This is a genomic window from Rhodococcus sp. NPDC060084, assembly GCF_042730335.1.
In the GTDB taxonomy this organism is placed as follows: Bacteria; Actinomycetota; Actinomycetes; order Mycobacteriales; family Mycobacteriaceae; genus Rhodococcus.
On the sequence record NZ_JBHWWX010000001.1, the window covers coordinates 125,072 to 144,771 of the forward strand.

Below are 19,700 nucleotides of genomic sequence, written 5' to 3' on the forward strand. Positions count from 1 at the left end.
TCCGTACTTCTGGATGTTCCGATCGAAGGTCGGATCAGAACGGGGGCTCGTCGTCCCCGGAACCGCCGAACGAGCCGGCCTGCGGGGCATTGCCCCACGGGTCGTCGCCGCCGACGTTCGCGTTGGAACTAGGGCGTCCACCGCCCGATCCGCCGGAAGAACCACCGAAGCCGCCTCCGCCGCCGCCACCACGACCGGCCTTGCTGACCTTGGCGGTGGCATAGCGGAGCGAAGGGCCGATCTCGTCGACCTCGAGCTCCACGACAGTGCGCTTTTCGCCTTCACGCGTTTCGTAGCTGCGCTGCTTGAGCCGGCCCTGCACGATGACGCGCGAGCCCCGGGTCAAGCTTTCGGCTACGTTCTCCGCTGCCTCGCGCCAGATATTGCAGCGCATGAACAGAGCGTCGCCGTCTTTCCATTCGTTGGACTGACGGTCGAAGATGCGGGGAGTGGACGCGACCGTGAAGTTCGCGACCGCGGCACCCGCCGGGGTGAAACGCAGTTCGGGATCGGCGGTCAGATTGCCGACCACGGTGATGACGGTATCGCCTGCCATGTGGTTCCTCCTGCTGTGTGTGGAGACCTGATGCGCCAGAGCCTACGGCCAGGCGCCGACAGGCTCACTTGCCGTGGCGCAGAACCTTGGTGCGAAGCACCGACTCGTTCAGGCCGAGCTGGCGATCCAGCTCTGCAACCGTGGCGGGCGTCGCGCTGATGTCGATAACCGCGTAGATGCCTTCGCTCTGCTTCGCGATCTCGAATGCGAGACGACGCTTACCCCACACGTCGACCTTGTCGACCTTGCCGCCTTCTTGGCGAACAACATTGAGGAACGTATCCAGCGAGGGAGCAACAGTGCGCTCATCCAGGCTGGGGTCCAGGATGATCATCAATTCGTAATGACGCATAAGACCTCATCACCTCCTATGGACTGTGAACGGTCACGGACGATCCGTGACAGGAGGGTCGTTGCGTCAGCAACCCAAGAAGGGTACATGAGCCATCCCTGACCAGGGAAATCGACCTCCGTCCCGGGCAGCGGATTTGACCTAGGGTGAGGACATGCGCACGAGCCCCAGGACGATCTCGCTCGTCGCCGTCCTGACCTGCGCGATCGCGCTCTGGCTCGGATACCTCAACAAAGCCCGCTGCGCGGGTGCACCGTTCGACGAACTCGGTCGCACGATCCGCTTCGAGGACATCAAGGACGCGCACGTCTGTTATTCCGACATCCAGCAGTTGTGGCTCGGACGTGGCATCAATCTCCACCGGTTCCCCTTCGTCGACGGCAGCATCGACGCGGCCGGGAATCTCGTCGGAAGCACCGTCGAATATCCCGTGCTCAGCGGTCTGCTGATGTGGCTGGGCGCGATCGGCGTCCATACCGACGCCGACTTCCTGCTGCGGTCCGCACTGCTCCTCGCGCCGTTCGGACTCCTCACGGCGTGGCTGCTCGCGCGCTTCGCCGGATGGGCAGCGCTGGCGTGGTCGGCGACACCTCCACTGGTGCTCTACGCGTTCCTCAACTGGGATCTCCCGGTCGTCGCGATCACCGTCCTGGCGATCGCGGTGGTCGGCGTCGAACGCTGGTCGTTGCGCACGCGCGGCGTTCTTGCGGCCGCGCTTCTCGCGGTCGGGTTCTGCCTGAAGATCTATCCGGGCATCTTCGTCCTGCCGCTGATGATCTACGTGTTCACGGGCGGTCGTGCGGCCGGCACGGTGCGTGACGTGCGGGGCGCGCTTGCGGTCGCCGGCGCCGCGGTGGCGACGACTGTCGCGATCAACCTTCCGTTCGCCGTCCTCGGGTACGAAGGCTGGCGTGCGTCGTTCACGTTCCAGCAGAACCGCGCCGCCGACGGGACGAGCAACTCGGTCTGGTTCTGGGGTCTGCGGCCTTTGCTGGGTGGTTACGAGGGCACGGGCGTGACACCGGAATTCAACGAGGTCGTCGCCGTCGCGTCTCCGCTGCTCATCGCCGCGTCGTTCCTCCTCGCCCTGTGGCTCGGCCGCCGGCGGTATCTCCGTGGGGGCCCGTATCCGTGGCTGCCGGTTGCGGCCGCGATGTTGTGCGGCTTCATGCTCTTCCACAAAGTCCACTCACCCCAGTACACGCTGTGGTTGTTGCCGCTGCTGGTCCTGCTGCAGGTTCCGTGGCGGCTTGTCGCGGCATACCTCCTCGTCGACCTCGCGATCGGTATCGGTGTCTTCCGCTGGTTCTACGCGACCGGAGGTGCGATCGACATCGAACTACCTCTCGTTCTCACCACGATCGGTGTGTGGGGACGCGCGATACTGTTGGTCGTACTGTTCTTCGTCTTCCTGCGCGCACCGCGGCGTCCGCCGCCCGGTACTCCACCCGCGGAGCGAGGTCGGGAAGCCCTCGGCACGGAAAGCGTTCGATGAGCGACATCTGGTCCGACCACCCGTCTCTCGAGGGTGCGCGCGTGCGGCTCGATCCGCTCACAGTCGCGCACGCGCCGCGACTGCTCGAGGCGGCCGACGATCCCGACGAGATCTTCCGCTGGTCCGCTGCCGTGATCCGCACTCCCGCGGACGCGGAATCGTTCGTCCGCAGCGCGGTGGACGATCCGGATCGGCAGCCCTACGCGGTGATCGACAAGGACACGGGCGCGGTCGTCGGGTCCACGTCGTACTACCTGCTCGAACCGGAACACCGCAAACTCACGATCGGCCATACCTGGCTGGCGACGTCGGCCCAGCGCACGCACGTCAACACGGAAGCGAAACTGCTGTTGTTGCGGCATGCCTTCGACGACCTTCGTGCGGTGCGTGTGGAGTGGCACACCGACGAATTCAACAATCGCTCGCGCGAGGCGCTCGCGCGCCTCGGTGCCCGGCACGAAGGATTGCTGCGCAAACACCGCCGGCGCCGAGACGGCTCGTGGCGTACGACCGCACTGTTCTCGATGACGGACGACGAATGGCCCGTCGCACGGGCAAGGCTGGAAGCGCGGGCGAACCGGTGACCTCCGGACCGTCGACCGGCAAGGAGTAGAGATGGGCAAGGTGGCTTGGGGATTCACGTGCTCGATCGACGGCTTCATCGCCGGTCCCGGGCACGACATGAGTTGGTTGTCCGCGGCCGAACCGATGGCCGAGGGCACCACGGAACGCATGGCGGGGGATGTTGCGGTGATCATCTCCGGCCGCGCAGGCTACGACGCGGCGAAGGAGCAGCAGGACGAACGCGACGAAGTGACCTCCCAGGCTTACGGGGGCGCCTGGTCGGGAACCGAATTCATCCTCACCCACCGGCCGGAAGAACTCGCCGACGATCCGACCGTCGTCGCGATGAACTGCGACATCGTGGAAGCGATTCGTCGCGCTCAGGAGATCGCGGGCGATCGGGACGTGCAGATCATCAGCGCGGATATCGCCCGGCAGGCGCTCGAGCACGATCTGATCGACGAGTTGCAGGTTTTCGTCGCCCCGGTGTTTCTCGGCGACGGCACCCGCATCTTCGACGTGCCGGGCGGTCGACGACTCGACTGGGAGTTGATCGACATCTACGAGGACAGTCCGCGCAGTTTCGGGCGGACCTACCGCCCGAAAGTGCGGTCCGATCGACCCCCCGTGGACTCGGCATGAGCGACACCGTGCGACCCGCGCTCGCGCGCCTGACCGCCCCGACACTCGTCGCGGCGGGTGCGGCGTGTGCGTGCGCGGCTGTCGTCTGGGCCGACCCGACCACTCCGGGCGGAGTGATCCCACCGTGCCCCACCTTCACGATCTTCGGCGTCTACTGTCCGGGGTGCGGGATGTCGCGAATGCTGTATTCGCTGGTGCACCTGGATATCCCGGCGGCGCTGCACTACAACGCGTTGGGCGTCGTCGCGGTGGCGGGCCTGCTGGCGGCGTTCGCGGTGTGGACCGTCGGCCGGATTCGCGGGACCGCAGCGGGACCGCGCTGGAGCAGGTTCCGCTGGGCTCCGCACTTCGCGCTCGCGGTGATCGCACTGTGGTTCGTGGTGCGCAACATTCCGGTCGCGCCGTTCACTGCCCTGCGTATCTGACCCGTCCGAAGCGCGGGAGATACGTCATGCCGCGCGTAGCGACGACAGCGCAGCGTGTTGCTCGACGCGGACGCGGCGGGGGGTGAGAGCCATGGCTACCGCTGTTTGTTCGGGATCGAGGCCGACGATCGTGCGGAGGATCAGAATGTCCTGCTGGAGGCGCGTGAGGGGCGCGTCGCGCCGGACCGCGAAGCGGGTGTCGGCAGTTTCGGCCGCCAGGGAGTACGCGAGGCGCAGGAACGGCCGGTCGGCACCGGACGGCGCGGACAGTGCGGTGAGAATCGAACGGCACGCCTCGAGGGCGAGCCGATCCGCGTCCGAGAAGGAATAGCCCACGTGCTTCGCCCGTGCCCTGCTGTACGCCGACACGGCCGGGTGCAACTCCCGGAGCAGCACGGGAAGCGCCGCCGCGTCACCTGCGGCGACCGACCAGGCCAGATCGCACGCCGTGAAGTTCGAAGATGTACGACCGGCTCCCACAACCGGTGCTCGTCCGCCCGCCGTCACAGAACCTCCTCACTTCCCCTCCGACCCTAGGACCCGGAGGCGACCGGTGACGTAGTCCATTTGGATGATTTCCGCTTTCCCACACGCTGGTGGGACGGCCGCAATCGATCGGGGAGCCAGGAGGGCGGATGGTCGGGCGCCTGGTCGAGGACGCCTCCCACCGGGTCGTCGATGAACCCGTATCGCACCGGATCCTTGACGGGCCGCCGAATCTGCCACAGCACCGCGGCGCACAGCGCCACCACGGCGACATCACGGAGGAACACCGTTGCGGTGAACCACTGTTCCGGAAGCCCCTTCTCTGCGGGACCGAGGTAGTAGTACATGCGCGGTACCCACACCAGCGCGTCGACAGTCATCCAGGCCAGGAGCGCACGGCGATGCGGGATGGCGAGTACCGCAAGAGGGACGAGCCAGAGCGAGTACTGCGGACTCCACACCTTGTTGGTGAGCAGGAACGCGGCAACGACCAGAAAGCACAGTTGAGCGAGCCGCGGGCGGCGGGGGGCGGTGAGCGCCACCAGTCCGATACCGGCGCATGCTGCGGCGAACAGCACCAGCGAGACGAGGTTGAGGGTGGACGGTGCCCAGTTCGGCCAGCCGACGAACGAGCGCAGCACGTTGTAGATCGAATCGGGATCGGCGCCCCGATCGGAGTTCAAACGGAAGAACTCGGCCCAGCCCGCCGGATACAGCAGCATGATCGGCAGGTTCACCATCAGCCACGTGGCCGCCGTCGCCCCGGCGGTTTTCGCGAACGGCCGGAGCTTCCCGGTACGCAGACACAGCACGAACAACGGGCCGAGCAGCAGCAGGGGATACAACTTCGTCGCGGCCCCGAGGCCGAGCAGCACACCGGCGAGGACGGGCCGGCGCCGCGCCCAGGCGAGCAGCCCGCCGGCGGCGAACGCGGTGGTGAGCGCGTCGAAGTTGGTGAAGGCGTGCACGATGACGAGAGGCGAGGCTGCTACCAGCGCGGCGTCCCACACGCGTCGCCCCGCAGACATGGCGGTCGCCCAGACGGTCGCCAGCCACGCCAGCGCCAGGCCCCACGCGACGACGTTGAAGTAGATCGCGACCTGGAGACCACCGGGGAGCCACGGCGTCGCATCCCACGCCTTCGCGATGCGCATGGACGCGTACTGGTACATGCCCGCGACCACCGGGTACTCCATGTACCGGGTCTGCATCTGCCCGTCGGGGCCCGGTTCCTCCCACGACGTCTTGTACGGGAAGGCGCCTTCGCTGAGACGCTCCGCGCCGTACAGGGGAACGATGTCCGAGTAGCACATCGCCACGTACTGGCGGTTGTTGCTCCAGTCGAGACCCGGCGCGCCGTCCGGGCCCATCGGCGCTTGCTGGATGCACGCGGCTTTCGTGAACCAGCCGAACGCGAGGAACACCACGGCGAGGAGCAGCATCGCGCGCACGGGGGTGAAGAAGCGGGTCCGGCCGATCATGGCGTGCCGGCCCACCGGACCGCCGATCACCGTGGTCAGGCGCGACACCATCGGGTCTGTACGACCCGGGGTGTCGCGCCAATCCACCGATCGGCGGTCCTCGGCGAGTGGGCCCGGTGACACCGGTTCCCGGTTCTTGCGCTCCCCTTCGACCGTCACGCGACTTTTTTACCGTGCCGGTGCGAGTTCGGGCTGTTGTGCCTGCGCGCCGGGAACCGCTTGCCCGTTCTGTCCCGCCCCGTTCTGTCCCGGTACCCGGTTCTGCGTCGTCTGCTCGGAAGGAGCGTTGTCCTCGACGTTTCCGCCGGAGTCCTCCTCGTCCTGTTCGACGCCGGAGTCCGGACGCGAGGGCACGGTCGGGCGTGTGGTCTGCGGCGCGACTCCCGGTACCGGAATCGTGACGCCCGGGAAGATCTCCACGTTCTGGGTGGTGATCTCCGGGATCTCCGGGATGGTCGGAATGGTGCGGGAGGTTTCGGGCGCCGTCGTGGTGGGCTTCGCCGTTTCCGACGCCGTCCACGAAGGCACACCTGCCACACCCGAGATCGCTCCGGGCTTCGGGAACGATTCGACCTCGGTGCCCTGGAGAGCGCCGTCCATCGAGTCCTTCCAGATATCCGACGGCAGACCCGAGCCGTAGATCATCCCGCCCCAGCTGTTCTCGAGCGGGAGGCCTTCCTCGGTTCCCATCCACACGGCGGTGGACAGCGACGGCGTGTAACCGACCATCCATGCGTCCTTGTTCGACCCGGTATCGCCGAGCTGTGCGGTACCGGTCTTGGATGCGGACGGGCGGCTCCCGGCGAGCGCGTGCCCGTTGGAGTAGGCCGCGATCGGCATCATCGCGGCGGTGGTGTTGTCGGCGACGACCTCGTCGACGACCTGCTCGCCGACCGGGCTGCCGCGGTCCAGCAGGACCTCGCCCTCGGACGTGACGACCTTCTGCACGAAGTACGGCTCGTGGTACCGGCCGGAGGCTGCGAGCGTCGCGTAGGCGGATGCCATGTCGAGCACGCGGGACTGGTACTGGCCCAGCACGATTCCGTAGTTGGGGCCGGCTCCGTTCGGCTCGGTGAGCGTCTCACCGATACCCGGAACCTCCTTGGGGATGCCCAGCTTGTGTGCCATGTCGGCGATCGCCTGCGGGCCGTCGTCCATCTCGAGCATCATCCGGTAGAAACTCGTGTTCAGCGACCGCTTGAGCGCCTCCGCGATGGTGCATTCGCCACACGACTGGCCTTCGACGTTGCCGATCTTGATGCCGTTGACTGTCAGCGGACCGCTGTCGTAGGTCTTGGACAGCGGCACACCCTGATCGAGGTTCGCGGCGAGACCGAACACCTTGAACGACGAACCCGTCTGCAGGCCCGCGCTGGCGAAGTCGTAACCGATACCGCTTTCACCGCCGTAATAGGCACGCACCGCACCGGATCGCGGATCGACCGAGACGACGGCCGTGCGCAATTCCTCCGGTTCGCCTTCGAGGTTGGACCGCACGGCGTCGAGTGTCGAGGCCTGTGCCTGCGCATCGATCGTCGTGGTGATGTCGAGTCCCGCGGTGTTGAGCAGGGTCTCGTCGATTCCCTCGGATGCCAGTTCCCGCAGGACCTGGTTCTTGATCAGGCCCTCGGGACCGGAGGACTGGTCGCCGTTGTCGAGTTCCGCGAGCGGGACGTACGCGGGGTACTCCATGCCTGCGCGGTCGGCGGAGTTGAGGGTGCCGGCGGCCACCATGCCGTCGAGCACGTAGGTCCAGCGCGACTTGGCGCCCTCGGGGTTCTGCTCGGGGTCGAGCAGCGACGGCAGCTGGATGGACGACGCGAGGACCGCGCCTTCTTCGACGGTCAGTTCGTTGACCGGCTTGCCGAAGTACGCGTTCGACGCGGCGGAAATCCCGTACGCGCCGCGGCCGTAGTAGATGGTGTTGAGGTAGGCGGCGAGGATGTCGTCCTTCGACCACTGATTCGCCATCTTCACCGAAAGAACGAGTTCCTTCATCTTGCGGGTCAGGCTGCGCTCGTTGCCGACCAGAGCGGTCTTGACGTACTGCTGTGTGATGGTCGAACCACCACCGGCGCTCTCGCGGCCGAGGATGTTGTCGCGCGCGGCCCGCGCGAAACCGGACGCCGAGAAGCCCGGGTTGGAGTAGAAGTCGCGATCTTCCGCGGCGAGCACGGCGTTTCGCACGTGCAACGGGATCTGGTCGAGTTCGACCTCGTGGCGGTTGCCTTCCGGCGGAATCACCTTGGTGATGACGCCGGTCCCGTCGGAGTTGTAGATCGTCGCAGCCTGGTTGGTGACGAGCTCACCCGGACGCGGCACGTCCTGTGCCACGTACGCGAGCATGAAGGCGAGCAACGGGATGAGGATGCCCGCGGCCACGACGCCGTAACCGACACGACGGATGGTGCGCCAGGGGATCTTTCTGCCGCCGCCGCTTCCGTCACCACCACGACCGCCGCCGCCCTTGCCGCGACGGGTGGGCGGCGGCGTACCGGGCGGACCGCCCGCGACAGCGGTCGTCGGCCGGGAGTCCTGCGGGGAGCGAGACGGCGGACCGGCAGGGGACGCCACGCGGCGGGTGGCCGCACCGGGGTCGGACGGACCGCCCTGGGGACCGCGTGCCGCGTCGGGACCCTGCGGCGGGCGCTGCGGCGCACGTCCCTGGGGAGTGTTGTGGCCGGGAGCAGGCGGGAACTGCTGGGTGCGCTGCGGAGGGTTCGCTCCCGGCGGCACCGGACCTGCGCCCGGTCCGCGAGGCGGCAGGGCGTTCGGGTTCTGGGCGTTCGGGTTGGACGGCGCGGGACCCCGGCGCGGGGGATACGGCTGTCCCTGGGGAGGCTGCTGCGGCCGCCCCTGCGGGAACGGCTGGGGAGGGTACGGCGGACGGCCGCCGGACTGCGGCGGCTGAGGCTGGCCGGGCCGGCCCTGGGGGCGCGGCTGAGGCGGCAACGGTCGTCCCTGGGCGGGTCCCCCTTGCGGCGCCGGTCGCTGCTGCGGCGGCGGCCCTGCCGGGTTGTCCCGGTGAGGCGGATCGGACCTGTTGCCCTCGGGTTCGTTGTCGGGGGAACTCACGTACTCATCTCCAACTGTTTGCGCGACGCGTGACGCCGCATCTTCGAATGCCCGTCCGAAGACGGGCACGCGAGGATTGGTTCGTGCGGGCGGTATGCGGGAAGGAACTTCATCGGGCAGCGTTCGCTCACGTCGTCCGGCGCCCGTTCACTCGCTCGCGGTGCGACGGTCCTGCCCCGTCGTCCGGCGACGTGGGCGTTTCGGGGCCGGTTGCGACCCCAGGACGTACGACTGCACCAGGTGATTCCAACTACACGTGCGACATACCTCGACCACATGGACCGAGAATTCCTCCTGGCTGGCGGCCAGGCGGGTCAGCTCTTCGGGCGTTCGGGCCGACCCGGACACCGGGCCGAGCTTTTCGCCGAAGACCCACGAGACGAGGGTCACCTGCTCCTTGCGGCAGATCGGGCAGGTGACGTCGCTGCCCTTGCCGTGGAACTTTGCTGCCCGGAGCAGGTAGGGGCCGGCGTCGCAGACTTCGGCCACACCGCGCCGCCCCGAGTAGACCTCGGCAAGCAGCGACCGACGCTGCAACGCGTAGTCCACCACCTGCCGCTGAATTCGCACGGACCCCAGAGTACGTGCGCCGGGGCGACAGGTGGGTGCGGAGTGGTAACAGCAACCCTGTGACGCGCGGCAATCTCGGCCCCGCCGGAGGTGCCCGCAACAACCGAGGGCCGTCCGGGAACCGCTTTCCACCTGGACGGATGTTCCGGATGATTTCACCAAGGCGTATCGTCGTTTATATCGGCGCGATATAGTTTTGTGTCGTATCCATCGGTTGGTTCACTCGGACAAGGAGGTGACTCGTGCTGGAACTGGCTATCCTCGGTCTCCTCCTCGAGTCGCCTATGCACGGGTACGAGCTGCGTAAACGCCTCACCGGGCTCCTCGGGCCGTTCCGTGCCTTCTCCTACGGGTCTCTCTATCCGACTCTGCGACGCATGCAGGCGGACGGGCTCATCGAAGAGGATTCGGGAGTTCCCGGGACCGTCAAGCGACGCGCCCGGCGCGTGTATCGGCTCACTCCGGCGGGGCGGGAACGCTTCACCGAACTGGTCGCCGACACGGGACCCCAGAATTACACCGATGACGGATTCGGTGTGCACCTCGCTTTCTTCAGTCGCACCCCCGCCGAGGCGCGGATGCGAATTCTCGAGGGCAGGCGCCGCCAGGTCGAGGAGCGCAGGGAAGCGCTCCGCGACGCGATCGGACGGGCCGGCGGCACCTTGGACCGCTACACCCGTCAACTCCATCAGCTCGGCCTCGAATCGAGCGAACGCGAAGTGCGGTGGCTCAACGAACTGATCGCCGCCGAGCAGTCGACAGCAGCACGCAACAAAGAAGGAGAACCCGACCATGGGTGAGAACAGCACCGCGGTGCGCGTGGCCATTGTGGGCGTGGGGAACTGTGCCTCGTCCCTGGTCCAGGGCGTCGAGTACTACAAGGACGCGGACGCCACCGCTTCCGTCCCCGGCCTGATGCACGTGGAGTTCGGCCCGTACCACGTGCGCGACGTCCAGTTCGTCGCCGCATTCGATGTGGACGCCAAGAAGGTCGGATTCGACCTGTCCGAGGCGATCCTCGCGAGCGAGAACAACACCATCAAGATCGCCGACGTACCGCCGACCGGCGTGACCGTGCAGCGCGGCCACACTCTCGACGGCATCGGCAAGTACTACGCCGAGACCATCGAGGTCTCCGAGGCCGAACCCGTCGACGTCGTGAAGGTCCTGAAGGACGCCGAGGTCGACGTCCTCGTGTCCTACCTCCCCGTCGGCTCGGAACAGGCCGACAAGTTCTACGCACAGTGCTGCATCGACGCCGGTGTGGCGTTCGTCAACGCGCTGCCCGTGTTCATCGCGTCCGACCCCGTGTGGGCCAAGAAGTTCACCGACGCGGGTGTCCCCATCGTCGGCGACGACATCAAGTCGCAGGTCGGTGCCACCATCACCCACCGCGTGATGGCGAAGCTGTTCGAGGATCGCGGCGTCGTGCTCGACCGCACCTACCAGCTCAACGTCGGCGGCAACATGGACTTCAAGAACATGCTCGAGCGTGAGCGTCTCGAGTCCAAGAAGGTCTCCAAGACCCAGGCCGTCACGTCGAACCTCACCGGTCCCCTCGCCGGCAAGGTCCACGACCGCGACGTGCACATCGGTCCGTCCGACTACGTGCAGTGGCTCGACGACCGCAAGTGGGCGTACGTGCGCCTCGAAGGCCGCGCCTTCGGTGACGCTCCGCTCAACCTCGAGTACAAGCTCGAGGTCTGGGACTCGCCGAACTCCGCCGGCATCATCATCGACGCGATCCGTGCGGCGAAGATCGCCAAGGACCGCGGCATCGGCGGACCGATCCTTCCGGCTTCCGCGTACCTGATGAAGTCCCCGCCGGTCCAGATGGCCGACGACAAGGCTCGTAACGAGCTCGAGGCCTTCATCATCGGCGCCGACGCCTGATTCTCACGCTCTACCGGATGTCACATTCGGGCAGTACGACGACTGCCCGAATGTGACATTCTGCTTTTTCGGATCGGAGGAGCGTCACACCATCCGGCGGACCACCGACAGCGGCAGCACCTTCATCGCGAAGCCCAGCGGCACCCAGGGCCACGCGGGCACGTAGGCGCGGGCAGGCTCTTTCTCGATCGCGGCCGCCAGTGCGCGACATCCCGTTTCCGTGTCGACGATGAACGGCACGTTCTTCACCTTCTCGTTGATCTCCGACCGGATGAAGCCCGGGTAGATCGTGCTCACACCGATTCCCGTGTTCGCCAGGTCCGCCCGCATCCCCTCGCCGAGCGACGCCACCGCGGCCTTCGAAGCCGCATAGGTGGTCATGTTCCTCGGCATTCCGCGGAGAGCGCTCATCGACGAGATGAGCGCGACGTGCCCGGCGTTGCGCGGTCGCATGAGTTCGAGCGCGGCTTCGCTCTGCGCGAGGGCACCGAGGAAGTTCGTGGTGGCCGTCTGCGCGTTCGCACGAAAATAGCCGGTGCCCAACGGTTGTCCCTTGCCGAGACCCGCGTTGACGATCACCCGGTCGAGACCTCCGAGTTCCTCGTCGAATTCACGGAAGACGGTGAAGACGTCGTCGTGCCGGTCGACGTCGAGAGCACGCAGCGTCACCGTGATGTGCGGATGTTCGGCGAGCAACTCGGTACGCAGTGCCTCGAGCCGGTCGACGCGCCGCGCAGCGAGTGCGAGATTTCGTCCCCGCGCCGCGAACTCGCGCGCCATCCCGGCACCGAGGCCGGAACTGGCACCGGTGATGAGGATGTTGCGTCGTTCCGGTCGGCTCATCGCACTTCGCTTTCGATTCGGTCGATCAGCGCGTTGCAGCGCGTATCGAGATAGCCGACGATGACCCAGAAATCCTTGAACGCCGGGTTGGTGGTCTGGCCGTGGTGGTAGCGGTAATAGATCTGCTGCGCGATGACGGCGAGCCGGAACAGGCCGAACACCTCGTAGAAACCCCAATTGTCCACCGGCAATCCGGTTTTCTCGGAGTAGTAGTCGACGATCTCCTGCCGGGTGAGCATCCCGGGAAGGTCGGAGGGCTGCCGCTTGGTCGCGAGCAGCATCGGATCGTCGTCGGCTTGCACCCAATAGGCCAGGGACGAACCGAGATCCATCAGCGGGTCGCCGACGGTGGCCAGTTCCCAGTCGAGAACCGCCAGCGGTGTGCACGGATCGGTCTCGTCGAGCACGACGTTGTCGAGGCGGAAGTCACCGTGGACGACCGTTTGCGCCACGTCGGCGGGCTGTGCTCGATCGAGCCAGGTCCGCACCCGGTCGAAGTCGGGAACGTTGTCGGTGCGGGCCTTCTCGTACCGTGACGACCACCCCGCCACCTGGCGGGCGACATATCCGGTGCCGCGGCTGAACTCGTCCAGTCCGGTCGCGGCCGCGTCGACGCTGTGCAATTCGACGAGCAGATCGACGATCCGCAAGCAGAGGCCGCGGGTCTGTTCGGGCGTGAGTGCGAGATCCGTCGGCGGATTCGTGCGCAGGATCGTTCCGGGTACGCGTTCCATGACGTAGAAATCACTGCCCAGGACGCTGTGGTCGGTGCACAGGCCGATCATCGTCGGGACGTACGGGTAGACAGGGGCGAGCAGCGACTGGATGCGGTACTCGCGCACCATGTCGTGGCCGGAGGACGGTTTCGCGCCCACCGGTGGTCGCCGGAGCACGAGATCGCGGTCCGGGTACCGCAGCAGATAGGTGAGATTCGATGCGCCACCCGCGAACTGGTGGACCGCGGGAACGCCGTCGATGCCGGCATGTTCGGAGAGCCACGACGCCACCGTGGCGACGTCGAATGCGTCCTCCTCACGCACATCGCGCGCGTTGTCGGGAAGAGTCGTCACTTCTGCCGTACCCCGTCCTGCTTGTACTTGCCGAGTTCGCCGCGCGCGATCAATCCCTGATGGACCTCGTCCGGCCCGTCGGCGAGACGCAACGCACGGGCCGCCGTCCAGGCTCCGGCGAGGGGGAAATCGTCGGACAGCCCCGCGCCACCGTGGATCTGGATCGCGAAATCGACGATCTGCTGCGTCACGCGGGGCGCCGCGACCTTGATCTCGGAGACTGCCGACCGGGCACCGGCGAGACCTTGCGTATCGAGCAGCCATGCCGCGTGGAGAACGAGCAGCCGCAGCTGATTGATCGCGATGCGGGCGTCGGCGACGCGCTCACGATTACCCCCGAGGTCGATGAGGGGTTTGCCGAACGCGGTGCGCTCGAGGCCGCGACGGCACGCGAGTTCGAGAGTGCGCTCGGCGAGGCCGACGAGACGCATGCAGTGGTGGATACGGCCGGGTCCGAGTCTGCCCTGGGCGATCTCGAATCCTTGGCCGGGGCCGGCGATGATCGCGTCGAGCGGCAACCGCACATCGGTGAACGACACCTCGCCGTGCCCTGCGGGCTCGTCGTAGAACCCCATGGTCGGCAACATGCGTTCGATCGTCACGCCCGGGGTGTCCACGGGAACGAGGACCATCGAATGCCGTTGGTACTTGTGAGCTTCCGGATCGGTCAGCCCCATGAAGATCAGGACCTTGCAGTCCGGGTGCCCGATGCCGGTGCTCCACCACTTGCGCCCGTTGAGCACCACCTGGTCGCCCTCCACCACGGCGGTCGCCGCCATGTTGGTCGCGTCCGACGAGGCGACACCGGGTTCGGTCATGCAGAACGCGGAGCGAATCTCGCCGTCGAGCAGGGGGCGGAGCCACTGATCCTTCTGGGCTGCACTGCCGTAGTGGTAGAGCACCTCCATGTTGCCCGTGTCGGGCGCGGCGCAGTTGAACACCGCGGAGTAGAACGGCGAGCGTCCCATTTCCTCTGCGAGCGAGGCATATTCGACGTTCGACAGACCGGCGCCGAGTTCCGCGTCCGGAAGGAAGAGATTCCACAGTCCCTGGGCGCGGGCAGCACGCTGGAGTTCGCGGAACTCGTCGCTCACCGCCCATGCGTCTGCACCGGAAGTGTCCTGGCGCTGGGCCTGGGCGACGCCGCGGGCGGCGTGCAGGCGGGCTTCCACCGGCGCGACCTCGTCGGCGATGAACGTGCGGAGCCGCTCGAGATAGTCGCGGCTGCGGTCGGACTGTCCGAAATCCATGTGCGCCTTCCGTAGGAACGGTAATGAGCAATGCTCAGTTAGGCTAACCGGATGAGCACCCCGCGACAAGAGGTCGGCAAACGCCGACGGCTGCCACCCGAGGAACGACGCCGGCAACTCGTCGCGATCGGTCTGCAGGAACTCGCGACGCGCCCCATCCACGCGCTCTCCATCGATCGTGTCGCCGACATCGCCGGAATCTCCCGCAGCCTGTTGTTCCGGTACTTCCCGACGAAACAGGACTACTACGTGGCGATCGTCGGTTCCGCCTCGCGCCGCCTGCTGCGCGCGGCGGTACCCGCCCCGGGCGACCCCGATCCGCTACGCGCGATTCTGCAGGCGTTCGTGTCGTTCATCGACCGGCACGGCGACAATTACCAGACCTTCTTCCACGGCGGATACGGGTCCGATCCGCAGATCCGCGAGATCCACGGTTCGATGAAGAACACCCTGGTCGATCGCGTGATCTCCGCGCTCGGGTGCGCGGACGGCCCGCTCACCCGAATGCGGCTTCGGGGATGGTGGTCGCTGGCCGAATCCCTCGCAATCGACCGGCTGCACGAACCGGGGCTCTCCGTCGACGATGTGGTCGACTACGTCAGCACGCTCCTGCCCGCCGTCCTCACGCCGGACGACGAGGTCACAGCCCCGGAATCTGGATCGTGACCCCGGGGAACACCTCGATTTGCGGCGGGACGGGCACGGGTAGCTGAACCGGCGGTGCCGGAATCGTGATCGGCGGAAGGTTCGAGAAATCCGGAAGCCGGAACCCGGGGACGGGGGCTTCCGACTCGGGCTCCTCGATTCCCGGGTCGGCCGGTACGCCGGCCTGACCGCCGATCGGTGCCGGCCACGGGAAGCTCTCCACCTCGGTACCGGCGAGGGCGCCGTCCATCGTGCCCTTCCAGATGTCCGCCGGCAGGCTCGACCCGTAGATCGATCCGCCCCAGCTGTTGGTGATGGGACCGGCGTCGGGTGTTCCGATCCAGACCGCTGTCGACAGGGACGGGGTGTATCCCACCATCCACGCGTCCTTGTTGAGCCCGGTGTCGCCGAGCTGCGTGGTGCCGGTCTTCGCCGCCGAGGGGCGGCCCCCGGCCAGTGCATGTCCGCGCGAGTGCGCCGCGATGGGCAGCATCGCCTGCGTGGCATTGTCGGCGACGGCGGGATCGATGCGCTGTTCGGCGGGGGAGGCGGGCCGATCGAGAAGTACCACACCGTCCGCCGTGACGACCTTCTGCACGAAGTACGGCGCGCGGTACGTCCCGGACGCGGCGAGCGTCGCGTACGCCGATGCCATGTCGATGACCCGGGACTCGTACTGGCCGAGCACGATGCCGCCTTCGGGAGGCCCGTTCGTCGTTCCGAGGGTGGTGCCTTCGACGCCGGGAATGGTCTTCGGGATTCCCGCCCGGTGTGCGATGTCGGCGATCTTCTGCGGACCGTCCTTCATCGACATCATGAGCCGGTAGAAGCTGGTGTTGAGCGACCGCTTGAGTGCTTCCGCGATGGTGCACCGCCCGCACGATTCGCCCTCGACGTTGCCGATCTCGAGGTTCCCGATCTGCAGCGGTGAGCTGTCGAACTTCGCGTTCAGACCGATCCCCTCGTCGAGTGCCGCGAGCAGGCCGAACACCTTGAACGACGAACCGGTCTGCAGGGGCGCCTGCGCGTAGTCGAACCCGGCGCCGTCCTCACCGCCGTAATAGGCGCGTACGGCACCGGACCGGGGGTCGATCGACACGACCGCGGTGCGGAGGTCGGGGTTCTCGCCTTCGAGCGTGCGGCGCGCGGAGCCGACGGCAGCCTCTTGCGCGACGGGGTCGATGGTCGTGGTGATGCGCAGGCCCTCGGTGTTGAGAACCTGCTCGCTGATCCCGGCCTGAGACAATTCACGCAGGACGTGGGACCGGATCAGGCCCTCCGGTCCCGTCGCCTGACTCGCGAGCGCGAGCGAGTTCGACGGCACGGTGTCCGGGAACACCTGGGTGGCGCGCTCACCTTCGTCGAGCACGCCCATACCCACCATGCCGTCCAGCACGTAGTTCCAGCGTGCCTCGACGGCGAGGCGGTTGTACTCGGGATCGAGAGTCGACGGGGTCTGGATCACGCCCGCGAGCACGGCCCCTTCGGACACCGACAGCTCACCGACGGGCTTGCCGAAATATGCCTGCGACGCCGCCGCGATTCCGTATGCGCCGCGCCCGAAATAGATCGTGTTGAGGTACGCCTCGAGGATCTCGTCCTTCGACCATTCGCGGGCCATCTTCGTGGAGATGACGAGTTCGCGCATCTTCCGGTCGAGAGTGCGGTCCGCGCCGACCAGGACGTTCTTGACGTACTGCTGCGTGATCGTGGAACCGCCACCGGCGCTTTCCTTACCCATGACGTTGTCGCGGGCCGCGCGGGCGAAGCCTGTGATCGAGAAACCCGGGTTGGTGTAGAAGTTGCGGTCTTCGGCCGACAACACCGCGTCGCGGACGTGCACGGGCACGTCGTCGATGGTGATCTCGACGCGGTTCCCTTCGGGCGGCACGACCCGCGTGATCTCGGTCGTGTCGTCGGCGGCATAGATCCGCGCGATCTGGTTCGTCTTCAGGTCGGCCGGGCGCGGAACCTCTGTCGCCGTGTACGACGACATGAAGAACCCCGCGGGCACGATCACCAGAAGCGCGACGACGGCGAGCACTACCCACCGCACGATCCGCCACCCACTCGAGCGCGCGGACTTTCTAGAACCGTTCCTGCCGGTTGTGTGCCTGTTCGAGGAAGTCACTCGTATCACTTTCTCCGGAATCCGGGCGGGCAGGGCAATCGCACCCGACTAGGAATGGTACGGAAGTGCCCGGCACAGATGATCTACGAGCAGATCAGGAGCCGGTGCGCCGCCAAGCCCGGAACGCGAACCACCACGCCACCGCGAAGCCGAGGAGCACCAGCGACGGCACGATCCCCGGCGCCGAAGTACGCATCTCGGTCACCGCGCCGACCACCGCCAGCACGGTGAAGACGGTGAGAAAGCCCAGGAGCATCTCGAGTCGCTGCCGTTTCGGAAGACGTTTCACGACTTGACGCCACCTGCGGTCAGACCCGAGATGATCCGGCGCTGGAACAGCAGCACCATGATCACGAGCGGCACCATCACGAGTGTGCCGCCGGCCATGATCGACGCGTACGGGGTGACGTACGGGTCGGTTCCGGTGAAGCGGGCCATCGCGACCGTCACCGGTGCGGTGCGTTCGCTCGAGAGCTGCGACATCAACAGGAACTCGTTGACCGTCGCGATGAACGCGAGGATCGCGGTGGTGAACAGCGCGGGGGCCGCCAGCGGCAGCATCACGAGGCGGAAAGCCTGTCCGCGGGTGGCACCGTCCATCCGCGCGGCCTCTTCGAGTTCCCAGGGAAGCTCGGAGAAGAACGACGTGAGGGTGTACACGGTCAGCGGCAGCACGAAGGAGATGTTCGGGATGATCAGGGCCTGATAGCTGCCGATCCAGCCGATGTCGGTGAACAACTGGAACAGCGGCGTGACGAGTGCGACGACCGGGAACATCGACGCACCCAGGATGATGCCCGTGACGAAGTACTTGCCACGGAAGTCGAACCGCGACAGTGCGTAGGCGGTGAACACGCCGATGAGCAGGGCGATCGCGGTGGTCGCACCCGCGATGATCACGCTGTTGAGCAGTGCGCGCGAGAAGTTGACCTTGGCGGCGGGATCGAGTGCGTCCGCGAAGTTCTGCAACGTCGGGTTCGACGGCCACAGGGAGGTGCTGAACGTCTCCCGCGGATCCCTCAATGCCGTGACGATCATCCAGTAGCACGGAGCGAGGCCCCACACCACGATGATCGCGACCCCGACGTAGGTGCCGAACGAGCGCAACCGGGGCTTGGACGTGCGCGCGGCGGTCATGCGACCTCTCCCTTCCGCTGTTTCTCCTGGGTATCGACGGCGTTGGCCCCCAGGAACCGGACAAGGACGAATGCGCACGCGAAGATGATGAGGAACGTGATCGTCGACAGCGCCGACGCCGAGTTCGCACCCTGCCGCATCTGGTCCACGACGAGCACCGAGATCGTCGACGTCGCGGGATTGGAGCCCATCATGATCGCGGGCAGGTCGTACATACGCAGCGCGTCCATGGTGCGGAACAGGATCGCGACCATCAACGCGGGCTTGACCAGCGGCAACGTGATCTGCGTGAAGCGTTGCCACGCGTTGGCTCCGTCAACCTTCGCTGCCTCGTACACGTCCGACGGGATCATCTGCAGACCGGCGAGGATGAGCAGCGCCATGAATGGCGCGGTCTTCCAGACGTCGGCGACGATGATGGCGAAACGGGCGGGCCAGGGATCGGCGGTCCACATGAAGTCGGTGCCGAGCAGTTTGTTGGCGATACCGTCGTTGGCGAAGATGAAGAACCACAGCTTGGCGGTGACGGCCGTGGGAATCGCCCACGGCACCAGGACCGAAGCGCGCAGCAGGCCGCGGCCGCGGAACGACTTGGCCATGACCAGCGCCATCGCGAAACCGACGACGGTCTCGAGCGAGACGGTGACGACCGTGAAGAAGAACGTATTGAAGATCGACTGCCAGAACTGGGAGCCGAGCGTCCCCGGGGGACACGGGATCGTGCCGGTGGCAGTCCCACAGGTCTGGGTGATCCAGCGCGTGTAGTTGTCGATCCCCACGAAGCCGCCGGTGACGAATCGACCGGTCTCGGGATCGAGGGTCTTCGCGTCACCGTGTACCGACATCCACACCGCTCGTCCGAGCGGATACAGGATGATGACGGCCAGGACGATCATCGACGGAGCGACGAACATCCAGATCGGGATCGTGCGTCGCTTCTTCACCACGGGTACGGGCGCGTTGGGCCCACGATGCCGCCCACCGACATGCCCGCGGTCGGGACCTGACGTGGTCCCGACCGCGGTGTCGTGTGGCGGATCCGCGGGAATACCGACCTGCGGTTCTGCCATGTACTGCTCCTAGAG

Annotated in this window: 20 protein-coding genes; 7 read left to right on the top strand and 13 right to left on the bottom strand. The window is 66.7% G+C overall.

Annotated features, from left to right (window positions below; all coding sequences use genetic code 11):
• Window positions 1–34: 34 nt before the first annotated feature.
• Together ACFWBU_RS00610 and rpsF are read right to left on the bottom strand one after the other, a co-directional pair.
• Window positions 35–556 (bottom strand): single-stranded DNA-binding protein, encoded by a 522-nt coding sequence (locus ACFWBU_RS00610; RefSeq protein WP_169620969.1) that lies wholly within the window; start codon window positions 554–556, stop codon window positions 35–37.
• A 64-nt stretch (window positions 557–620) separates the two neighbouring features.
• Window positions 621–908 carry a 30S ribosomal protein S6 gene (gene rpsF, locus ACFWBU_RS00615; RefSeq protein ID WP_072700991.1) on the bottom strand — a complete coding sequence of 96 codons (288 nt, stop codon included), beginning with the start codon at window positions 906–908 and terminating at the stop codon, window positions 621–623.
• A gap of 154 nt (window positions 909–1,062) precedes the next feature.
• Between rpsF and ACFWBU_RS00620 the strand changes: the two genes are divergently transcribed.
• The 4 genes from ACFWBU_RS00620 to ACFWBU_RS00635 are packed head-to-tail and all read left to right on the top strand — an operon-like array spanning window position 1,063 to window position 4,034.
• Window positions 1,063–2,403, top strand: coding sequence for a hypothetical protein (locus ACFWBU_RS00620; RefSeq protein ID WP_378527164.1), 1,341 nt, complete (start codon window positions 1,063–1,065; stop codon window positions 2,401–2,403).
• Window positions 2,400–2,987 (top strand): GNAT family N-acetyltransferase, encoded by a 588-nt coding sequence (locus ACFWBU_RS00625; protein ID WP_169620967.1) that lies wholly within the window; start codon window positions 2,400–2,402, stop codon window positions 2,985–2,987. The genes ACFWBU_RS00620 and ACFWBU_RS00625 overlap by 4 nt, the downstream gene beginning before the upstream one ends.
• Window positions 2,988–3,018: 31 nt before the next feature.
• Window positions 3,019–3,609, top strand: a complete 591-nt coding sequence (locus ACFWBU_RS00630) for a dihydrofolate reductase family protein (protein ID WP_169620966.1) — start codon at window positions 3,019–3,021, stop codon at window positions 3,607–3,609.
• Complete coding sequence (locus ACFWBU_RS00635; protein ID WP_169620965.1) at window positions 3,606–4,034, top strand: DUF2752 domain-containing protein; 429 nt, start codon at window positions 3,606–3,608, stop codon at window positions 4,032–4,034. The genes ACFWBU_RS00630 and ACFWBU_RS00635 overlap by 4 nt, the downstream gene beginning before the upstream one ends.
• 24 nt (window positions 4,035–4,058) lie before the next feature.
• Here the strand turns inward: ACFWBU_RS00635 and ACFWBU_RS00640 are convergent, their stop codons facing one another.
• The 4 genes from ACFWBU_RS00640 to ACFWBU_RS00655 all read right to left on the bottom strand — a co-directional run bounded on the left by ACFWBU_RS00640 (window position 4,059) and on the right by ACFWBU_RS00655 (window position 9,646).
• A complete protein-coding gene (locus ACFWBU_RS00640) occupies window positions 4,059–4,541 on the bottom strand; it encodes an RNA polymerase subunit sigma-24 (protein WP_169652340.1) in 483 nt (160 codons plus the stop codon).
• Between the two features lie 26 nt (window positions 4,542–4,567).
• Window positions 4,568–6,160, bottom strand: a complete 1,593-nt coding sequence (locus ACFWBU_RS00645; protein WP_378527166.1) for a glycosyltransferase family 87 protein — start codon at window positions 6,158–6,160, stop codon at window positions 4,568–4,570.
• 9 nt (window positions 6,161–6,169) lie between these two features.
• Window positions 6,170–8,422: a transglycosylase domain-containing protein gene (locus ACFWBU_RS00650; RefSeq protein WP_296550393.1), complete on the bottom strand. Its 2,253-nt coding sequence runs from the start codon at window positions 8,420–8,422 to the stop codon at window positions 6,170–6,172.
• A gap of 801 nt (window positions 8,423–9,223) precedes the next feature.
• Complete coding sequence (locus ACFWBU_RS00655) at window positions 9,224–9,646, bottom strand: DUF5318 domain-containing protein (RefSeq protein WP_169620962.1); 423 nt, start codon at window positions 9,644–9,646, stop codon at window positions 9,224–9,226.
• A 242-nt stretch (window positions 9,647–9,888) separates the two neighbouring features.
• On the opposite strand from ACFWBU_RS00655, the gene ACFWBU_RS00660 reads away from it, so the two are divergent.
• Window positions 9,889–10,446 (top strand): PadR family transcriptional regulator, encoded by a 558-nt coding sequence (locus tag ACFWBU_RS00660; RefSeq protein WP_169620961.1) that lies wholly within the window; start codon window positions 9,889–9,891, stop codon window positions 10,444–10,446.
• Window positions 10,439–11,539 (top strand): inositol-3-phosphate synthase, encoded by a 1,101-nt coding sequence (locus tag ACFWBU_RS00665; RefSeq protein ID WP_169652338.1) that lies wholly within the window; start codon window positions 10,439–10,441, stop codon window positions 11,537–11,539. Before ACFWBU_RS00660 ends, ACFWBU_RS00665 begins: the two co-directional genes overlap by 8 nt.
• Before the next feature lie 84 nt (window positions 11,540–11,623).
• Here ACFWBU_RS00665 and ACFWBU_RS00670 read toward each other — a convergent pair whose 3' ends face one another.
• The 3 genes from ACFWBU_RS00670 to ACFWBU_RS00680 are packed head-to-tail and all read right to left on the bottom strand — an operon-like array spanning window position 11,624 to window position 14,702.
• On the bottom strand, window positions 11,624–12,382 hold the full coding sequence (locus ACFWBU_RS00670) for an SDR family oxidoreductase (RefSeq protein ID WP_169620959.1): 759 nt from the start codon (window positions 12,380–12,382) through the stop codon (window positions 11,624–11,626).
• Window positions 12,379–13,452, bottom strand: a complete 1,074-nt coding sequence (locus ACFWBU_RS00675) for a phosphotransferase family protein (protein WP_378527168.1) — start codon at window positions 13,450–13,452, stop codon at window positions 12,379–12,381. Before ACFWBU_RS00675 ends, ACFWBU_RS00670 begins: the two co-directional genes overlap by 4 nt.
• The gene (locus ACFWBU_RS00680) at window positions 13,449–14,702 is read right to left on the bottom strand and encodes an acyl-CoA dehydrogenase family protein (RefSeq protein ID WP_378527169.1); all 1,254 of its coding nucleotides are present in this window, start codon (window positions 14,700–14,702) and stop codon (window positions 13,449–13,451) included. Before ACFWBU_RS00680 ends, ACFWBU_RS00675 begins: the two co-directional genes overlap by 4 nt.
• A 51-nt stretch (window positions 14,703–14,753) precedes the next feature.
• On the opposite strand from ACFWBU_RS00680, the gene ACFWBU_RS00685 reads away from it, so the two are divergent.
• Window positions 14,754–15,368 carry a TetR/AcrR family transcriptional regulator gene (locus tag ACFWBU_RS00685; RefSeq protein WP_378527170.1) on the top strand — a complete coding sequence of 205 codons (615 nt, stop codon included), beginning with the start codon at window positions 14,754–14,756 and terminating at the stop codon, window positions 15,366–15,368.
• Here the strand turns inward: ACFWBU_RS00685 and ACFWBU_RS00690 are convergent.
• The 4 genes from ACFWBU_RS00690 to ACFWBU_RS00705 form a co-directional block, all read right to left on the bottom strand.
• Window positions 15,343–17,403 (bottom strand): transglycosylase domain-containing protein, encoded by a 2,061-nt coding sequence (locus ACFWBU_RS00690; RefSeq protein WP_378527171.1) that lies wholly within the window; start codon window positions 17,401–17,403, stop codon window positions 15,343–15,345. The two genes, ACFWBU_RS00685 and ACFWBU_RS00690, sit on opposite strands and share 26 nt — an antisense overlap.
• 169 nt (window positions 17,404–17,572) lie before the next feature.
• Window positions 17,573–17,767, bottom strand: a complete 195-nt coding sequence (locus ACFWBU_RS00695; protein ID WP_296550319.1) for a hypothetical protein — start codon at window positions 17,765–17,767, stop codon at window positions 17,573–17,575.
• Entirely contained in the window at window positions 17,764–18,615 is an 852-nt protein-coding gene (locus tag ACFWBU_RS00700; RefSeq protein ID WP_169620953.1) for a carbohydrate ABC transporter permease, read from the bottom strand. Before ACFWBU_RS00700 ends, ACFWBU_RS00695 begins: the two co-directional genes overlap by 4 nt.
• Complete coding sequence (locus ACFWBU_RS00705) at window positions 18,612–19,685, bottom strand: carbohydrate ABC transporter permease (protein WP_169620952.1); 1,074 nt, start codon at window positions 19,683–19,685, stop codon at window positions 18,612–18,614. The genes ACFWBU_RS00700 and ACFWBU_RS00705 overlap by 4 nt, the downstream gene beginning before the upstream one ends.
• Window positions 19,686–19,700 lie beyond the last annotated feature (15 nt).